The sequence below is a fragment of the Roseomonas acroporae genome (genome assembly GCF_023223525.1).
Classification (GTDB): domain Bacteria; phylum Pseudomonadota; class Alphaproteobacteria; order Acetobacterales; family Acetobacteraceae; genus Roseomonas_E; species Roseomonas_E acroporae.
The window spans coordinates 21,067-27,270 of record NZ_JALPRX010000126.1; the positions used below are offsets into that span (position 1 = coordinate 21,067).

The following is a 6,204-nucleotide window of genomic DNA, read 5'->3' on the forward strand; positions in this document are numbered from 1 at the left end:
GGGCGAGGCCGGAAGGTTGGTCGCGCGCGGCCCCGGGGGCGTGGCGCGGGGCCGCACGGGGCGAGGCCGTGAGCGGCACCATCCTGGCCGGCCTGCCCGAGGCGTCGCTGCTCGCCTTCGTGCTGCTCGCCTCGCTGCTCTGCGGCGCCATGCTGGCGCTGCTGATGGCGTCGCTGCTGGACGAGGAATGGCGGCACGCGCTGCATCGGCCCCTGGCCGCCGCCTGCCGCGCGGCGCCGCTGCTGCTGCCCTTCGCTCTGCCGGTGCTGCTGTGGTGCGGCCGGCTCTACCCCTGGCCCACGCAGCCGGATGCGCCGGACGGGCCGCGCGCCTGGTGGTTCAGCCCCGGTGGCCTCGCGCTGCGCACCGGCGCGGTGCTGCTGCTGACGGTCGTGCTCGGCCGGCTGGCGGCGCGGCCCGGAGGGGATGATGGGGGGCGGCAGCGGACCGTCGCCGGGATCGGGCTGCTGCTGTTCCTGCCCGCCGCCACGATCGGCATGCAGGACTGGGCGCTGTCGCGCGAGGAGGCGGCCCTCGGCGGGCTGCTCGACCTCGCGCTGGTCCTGCAGGGCTCGGTGGCGGCGCTGGCGCTGGCGGCCCTGGCCGTCCCGGCGGCCACCGCGGGCGAGGCCGGGGCGCCGGCAGGCGGGGGGGGCGGCGGCGCACCGCGGCGTGCCGTCGACCCGGGCCTGGAACGCACCCTGCTCTTCGTGCCGCTCGGCGTGCTGTGGCTGTGGTTCGTGCAGTTCCTCACCGCCTGGATGGTGGACCTGCCGCACGAGGCGGGCTGGTACCTGCGGCGCGCCGCGGGCGGCTGGGGCTGGCTGGGGGCCGGCGTGTCGCTGCCGGCGCTGCTGGGCGCGATCCTGCTCGGCATCCTGCCGGGCTGGTCGCGGGCCCGGCTGGCCGCCATCGCCGCCCTGCTGTCGGCGCAGCACCTGGCGCATCTCGTCTGGGTGCTGCGGCCGGGCGCGCCGGGGCCGACCAGCCCGCTGGCCGATGCCGCCTGCCTGGCGCTGGCCCTGGCGGCCCTGGCGGCCGCGCTGCGCCGGGGCTGGCGCATGACGCCGCCCGCCGGCCGCGCGCCCCGCGGCGGCCAGGGGGCCTCGCATGACAAGGAGGGTCGGAATGCCTGAGACGGGCCTCGCCTACTGCGGCGCGCCGCCCCTGCCGGGCGGGCTCGCCTGGAATCCCGATCCGCTGCTGCTGGCGGCGCTGCTGCTCGGCCTGCTGCCGGCATGGCGTGCGGCGGGGCGTTCGGGCGGCAGCCGGCGCAGCCTGCTCGCGGGGTGGGGGCTGCTGGCGCTGGCGCTGCTCTCGCCGCTCTGCGGCCTGTCGGTGGCGCTGTTCTCGGCGCGGGTGGCGCAGCATCTCGTGATCCTGCTGGCCGCCGCGCCGCTGCTGGCGCTGGCGTTGCCGGCGCGCGCCCCGGCGGCAGGCTCCATCGCGGCGTCGGTGCCGGCCTTCGCCGTGGCGCTCTGGGCCTGGCACATGCCGGGCCCCTACGCGCTGGCCCTGCATTCCCACCTCGCCTACTGGGCGATGCATGCGAGCCTGCTCGCCACCGCGTGCTGGCTGTGGCGCGGGCTGCTGGCCCGGCTGGAGGCGGCGCTGGTGGCCGGGGTGGTGACGGCGGCGCAGACCGGGGCGCTCGGCGCGCTGCTGACCATGGCGCCGCGCGCGCTGTTCGCCGACCACGCCCTGACGACGTTGCCCTGGGGGCTGACGCCGCTGGAGGACCAGCAGCTTGGCGGGCTGCTGATGTGGGTACCGGGCGGGCTGGTCTTCGCGGCGGCCGCGGCGGCGGCGCTGATGCGGTCTCTGCGCGGCACCGGAGAGGCGGCTTGAGGACGGTCCGGGACATCGGCGGGAAGGGCCGAGCTTCCGCGCGTCTTCCGTTCCGGGGCCGGCTGTCGCCGCGGCGGGGCCTGCCTTTCCGCGAGAGGGTGGGCGAGGCGGCTTCGCCCTCCGGCGGCCTCCGGGGCGGGCGGGTCCCGGGCGGGCGGCGCGCGCCCGGCGGCGGCCGCGGGGATGAAGCCCCCGCCTCTCGCTGGGCCGTTCCTCCCCTGCTGCTGCTCGCCGCCTGCGAGGGCACGCAGTCCGCCTTCGCCCCCCACGGCATCCAGGCCGAGCGCATCGCAACGCTCGGCTGGGTGCTGTTCGCCGTGTGCGGCGCGGTGCTGGCGCTGGTGCTCGGGCTGGCGGCGATCGCCCTGCGCGGCCCCGGGCGCTGGCGCGCGGCGCTCGCCGGCCGGCGCACGGTGCTGCTGGGCGGCATCGCCTTTCCCGTCGTCGCGCTGGCGCTGCTGCTGGCCTACGGGCTCGGCGTCTCGCGCGCCCTGGTGCTGCCGCTGGCCCCCGGCGAGGCGCCGCTGCGCATCGAGGTGATCGGCCGGCAGTACTGGTGGGAGGTCCGCTACCCGGATGCCGGGGAGGGCGCCGTGACCGCCAACGAGCTGCGCCTGCCCGTGGGGCGCGAGGTGGAGCTGCACGTCTCCTCGGGCGACGTGATCCACTCCATCTGGATCCCGGCGCTGCACGGCAAGATCGACATGATCCCGGGCCGGGTGAACCGGCAGCGCCTGCGCGCCGACCGGCCGGGCCGGCTGCGCGGCCAGTGCACGGAATTCTGCGGCACGCAGCACGCGCTGATGGCCTTCGACGTGGTGGCGGAGGAGCCGGCGGCCTTCGAGGCCTGGCTCGCGCGCCAGCGCGCCGCCGTGCCCGAGCCCGCGACGCCGGCCCTGGCACGCGGCCGGCAGGTGTTCGGCGAGGCCGGCTGCGGCGCCTGCCACGCCGTGCGCGGCACCGGATGGAACGCGCGCCTCGCGCCCGACCTGTCGCGCGTCGGCTCCCGCCTGACGCTCGGCGCGGGGGCGCTGGCGAACGACCGCGGCGCCATGGCGGGCTGGATCGCCGGGGCGCAGGACATCAAGCCCGGCAACTTCATGCCCTCCTACGCGCGCGCGCTGGCGGGGGCGGATCTGGTCGCCGTGGCCGGCTGGCTGGAGAGCCTGCGTTGAGCTCAGCGTCCACCGATGCCGCCGGCTTCCCGCGCCCGGGTGCCGCCGCCCCCGCCACCGCCGCCGGGCACGCGGCGCGGACCGGGATCGCCGACACGCCGAACCCGCTGCCGCGCCCGCCCGGGGAGGCCGAGGCGCTGGCGCGCGCCTGGGCCTTCCCGCGCGGCTGGCGCGTGCTCTCCGAGGTCAACAACACGCTGATCGGGCCGCTCTTCCTCGGCACGGCGCTGCTGTTCTTCCTGCTGGCCGGGGTGCTCGGGCTGCTGATCCGTCTCCAGCTCGTCGTGCCGGGCAACGCGCTGCTGGACGCGGCCACCTACAACCAGGTCTTCACCATGCACGGCACGGTGATGATGTTCCTGTTCGCCGTGCCGGCGGTGGAGGCGGTGGGCATCATCCTGATGCCCTCGATGCTCGGCACGCGGGAGCTGCCCTTCCCGCGCCTCGGCGCCTACGCCTACTACGCCTACGCCGTGGGGGGGCTCGTCTTCTTCGGCTCGCTGTTCCTCGGCGCGGCGCCGGACGGCGGCTGGTTCATGTACCCGCCGCTGACGAGCCGCGAGCATTCGCCCGGCATCAACACCGACATGTACCTGCTGGGCATCGGCTTCATCGAGATCTCGGCGATCGCGGGCGCCATCGAGCTGACGGTGGGCATCCTGTGCAACCGCGCGCCGGGCATGACGCTGGGGCGCATCCCGATCTTCGCCTGGGCGATGCTGGTCTTCGCGGTGATGGTGCTGGTGGCCTTCCCCGCCGTGATCGTGGCGAGCCTGCTGCTGGAGCTGGAACGCGCGCTGGGCTGGCCCTTCTTCCGGCCGGAGGCGGGCGGCGACCCGCTGCTTTGGCAGCACCTGTTCTGGTTCTTCGGCCATCCCGAGGTCTACATCATCTTCCTGCCCGCCGCCGGGATGGTGTCGATGATGGTGCCCGCCATGGCGCGCACGCCGCTGGTCGGGCACGGGCTGGTGGTGGTGGCGCTGGTGGGCACGGCCTTCCTCAGCTTCGGCCTCTGGGTCCACCACATGTACGCGACCGGCATCCCGGCCCTGAGCCTGAGCTTCTTCGCCGCGGCCGGCAGCGCCGTCGCCATCCCGTCCGGCCTGCAGATCTTCGCCTGGATCGCGACCCTCGCCGCGGGCCGCCTGCGGCTGAACGAGGTGCCGTCGCTCTTCGTGCTGGGCTTCCTGTTCATCTTCACCCTGGGCGGGCTGACCGGCGTGATGGTGGCGATGACTCCCTTCGACTGGCAGGCGCACGACACCTACTTCATCGTCGCGCACCTGCACTACGTGCTGATCGGCGGCATGGTGTTCCCGCTGCTGGGCGGGCTCTACTACTGGGCGCCGACCATGGGCGGGCGGCTTTCCGACCGGCTCGGCCGCTGGGCCTTCTGGCTGCTCTTCCTCGGCACCAACCTGGCCTTCTTCCCGATGCACCTCTCCGGGCTGATCGGCATGCCGCGGCGCATCTACACCTACCCGGCCGGCATGGGGCTGGAGCTGCCGAACCTGCTCTCCACCCTGGGCGCGCTCTGCTTCGGCGCCGGCGCGGCGGTGGTGCTGGCGGACTTCGTGCTGCACTACCGCCCGTCGCGGGCGGGCGGCAGCCCGTGGGGGGCGGGCACGCTGGAATGGCTGCCGGGCGGCAACTGGGGCCTGCGCAGCATCCCGCGCATCGCCTCTCGCTACCCGCTCTGGGACCGCCCGGCGCTGGCCGAGGAGGTGGAGACGGGCGGCCACTACCTGCCGGGCACCGCCACCGGCAGGCGCGAATCCCTCGTCACCAGCCCCACCGAGGCGGAGCCGCAATACGTCGGCATCGTCGCCGGGCCGGGCTGGGCGCATGTGGTGGCCGCGCTGGCCACGGCGGCGCATTTCCTGCTGCTGACCGGCAGCCTCTACATCCCCTCGCTCGCGGCCGGCGTGCTGGCGGTGGCGGCGATGCTGTGGTGGCTGTGGCACGGCACCGACCACGGGCCGATCGTCGGGCGCATCGCGATCGGCGGCGGCATCGTGCTGCCGGACTACCTCTCGGGGCCGCGCAACACCTCGTGGTGGGCGATGGTGGTGCTGATGCTGGCGGATGCCTCGGTCTTCGCCTGCCTCGCCGGCACCTACCTGTTCCTGTGGCTCGTGAACGCCGCCGGGCTGTGGCCGCCGCCGGGGCTGGTGCCGCCCTGGGCCGGCTGGGCGGCGTTGTCGGGCCTCGGCTGGCTCGGCGCGGCGGGGGTGCTGTGGGCGGCGCGTCCCGGGCCGGGGCGGCGTGGCGGCCCCTGGCCGCACCGCGCCGCGCTGCTCGCCGCGCTGGCGCTGCTGGCCGGCGCGCTGTGCCTCGACCTGTGGGCGCAGTGGCGGGCCGGGGTGCGGCCGGACGCGCATGCCTACGGCGCCACGGTGTTCGCGTTGCTCGCCTGGCAGGGCTTCCACGTCGCCACGGCCGCGCTGATGCTGCTCTACACCGTGGCGCGCTCGCTCGTCGGCCGCATCGACGGCGTGCGCCGCGTCACCTACGACAACACCGCGCTGTTCTGCGGCTACACCGCGGCGCAGGGCGTGGCCGGGGCGGCGCTGCTGCACGGCTTTCCGGTGCTGCTGTGACGGAGGCGGAAGCGGGCGCCGCCGCAGGGCCGGGAGCGTTGCCGGCGGCATCGCCGGGGGCGGGGCCGGTGCGCGGCGTGCGCGACCTGCTGCTCGGCATGGCCGGGCTGCTGATCTGGGCCGGGCACTTCACCGTGATCTATGCCGGCGCCGCGCTGGCCTGCGCGCGCGGCTGGGCGGAAGCGCGGCCGTTCGGCGTGCCGGCCCTGACGCTGGTGGTGGGCGTGGCGACGCTGGCGGCGCTGCTCGGCCTCGCCCGGGTGCTGCGCGCCACCTGGCCGGCGATGCGCCAGGGCGCACCGGACGAGGGCGGCGAGGCGGAGCCGCGCTTCTCCCGTTGGTTCGCCGCCACCGCCACGCTGTACGCCATCGTCGCGGTGCTGATCCAGGCGATGCCGGTGCTGTTCCTGCCGTCCTGCGCTTAGAGCATTTTCAAGCTGAGCGTCCTCGCTCAGCGGCTCGGAAAATGCGAAAAATCAAAAGGTTAGAGCCGTTCCAGCCTCTTGATTTGGCGCATTTCCCGAGCCGCTGGGCGAGCACGCCCAGCATTGGAAAGGCCCTACTCCGTGCCGGCGGAGGGG

At 75.6% G+C, this 6,204-nt stretch carries 5 protein-coding genes; all 5 read left to right on the plus strand.

The genetic code is table 11. From position 1 onward, the window contains the following. Window positions 1-68: 68 nt before the first annotated feature. The 5 genes from M0638_RS24320 to M0638_RS24340 all read left to right on the plus strand — a co-directional run bounded on the left by M0638_RS24320 (window position 69) and on the right by M0638_RS24340 (window position 6,048). The gene (locus tag M0638_RS24320; protein ID WP_248669552.1) at window positions 69-1,136 is read left to right on the plus strand and encodes a hypothetical protein; all 1,068 of its coding nucleotides are present in this window, start codon (window positions 69-71) and stop codon (window positions 1,134-1,136) included. Continuing rightward, window positions 1,129-1,848, plus strand: coding sequence for a cytochrome c oxidase assembly protein (locus tag M0638_RS24325; RefSeq protein WP_248669553.1), 720 nt, complete (start codon window positions 1,129-1,131; stop codon window positions 1,846-1,848). Before M0638_RS24320 ends, M0638_RS24325 begins: the two co-directional genes overlap by 8 nt. Before the next feature lie 98 nt (window positions 1,849-1,946). Beyond that, window positions 1,947-3,023, plus strand: a complete 1,077-nt coding sequence (locus tag M0638_RS24330; protein ID WP_248669554.1) for a cytochrome c oxidase subunit II — start codon at window positions 1,947-1,949, stop codon at window positions 3,021-3,023. Beyond that, entirely contained in the window at window positions 3,020-5,623 is a 2,604-nt protein-coding gene (locus tag M0638_RS24335; RefSeq protein WP_248669555.1) for a cbb3-type cytochrome c oxidase subunit I, read from the plus strand. Before M0638_RS24330 ends, M0638_RS24335 begins: the two co-directional genes overlap by 4 nt. A 38-nt stretch (window positions 5,624-5,661) precedes the next feature. Then, on the plus strand, window positions 5,662-6,048 hold the full coding sequence (locus tag M0638_RS24340) for a hypothetical protein (RefSeq protein ID WP_248669556.1): 387 nt from the start codon (window positions 5,662-5,664) through the stop codon (window positions 6,046-6,048). The last annotated feature ends 156 nt before the right edge of the window (window positions 6,049-6,204 follow it).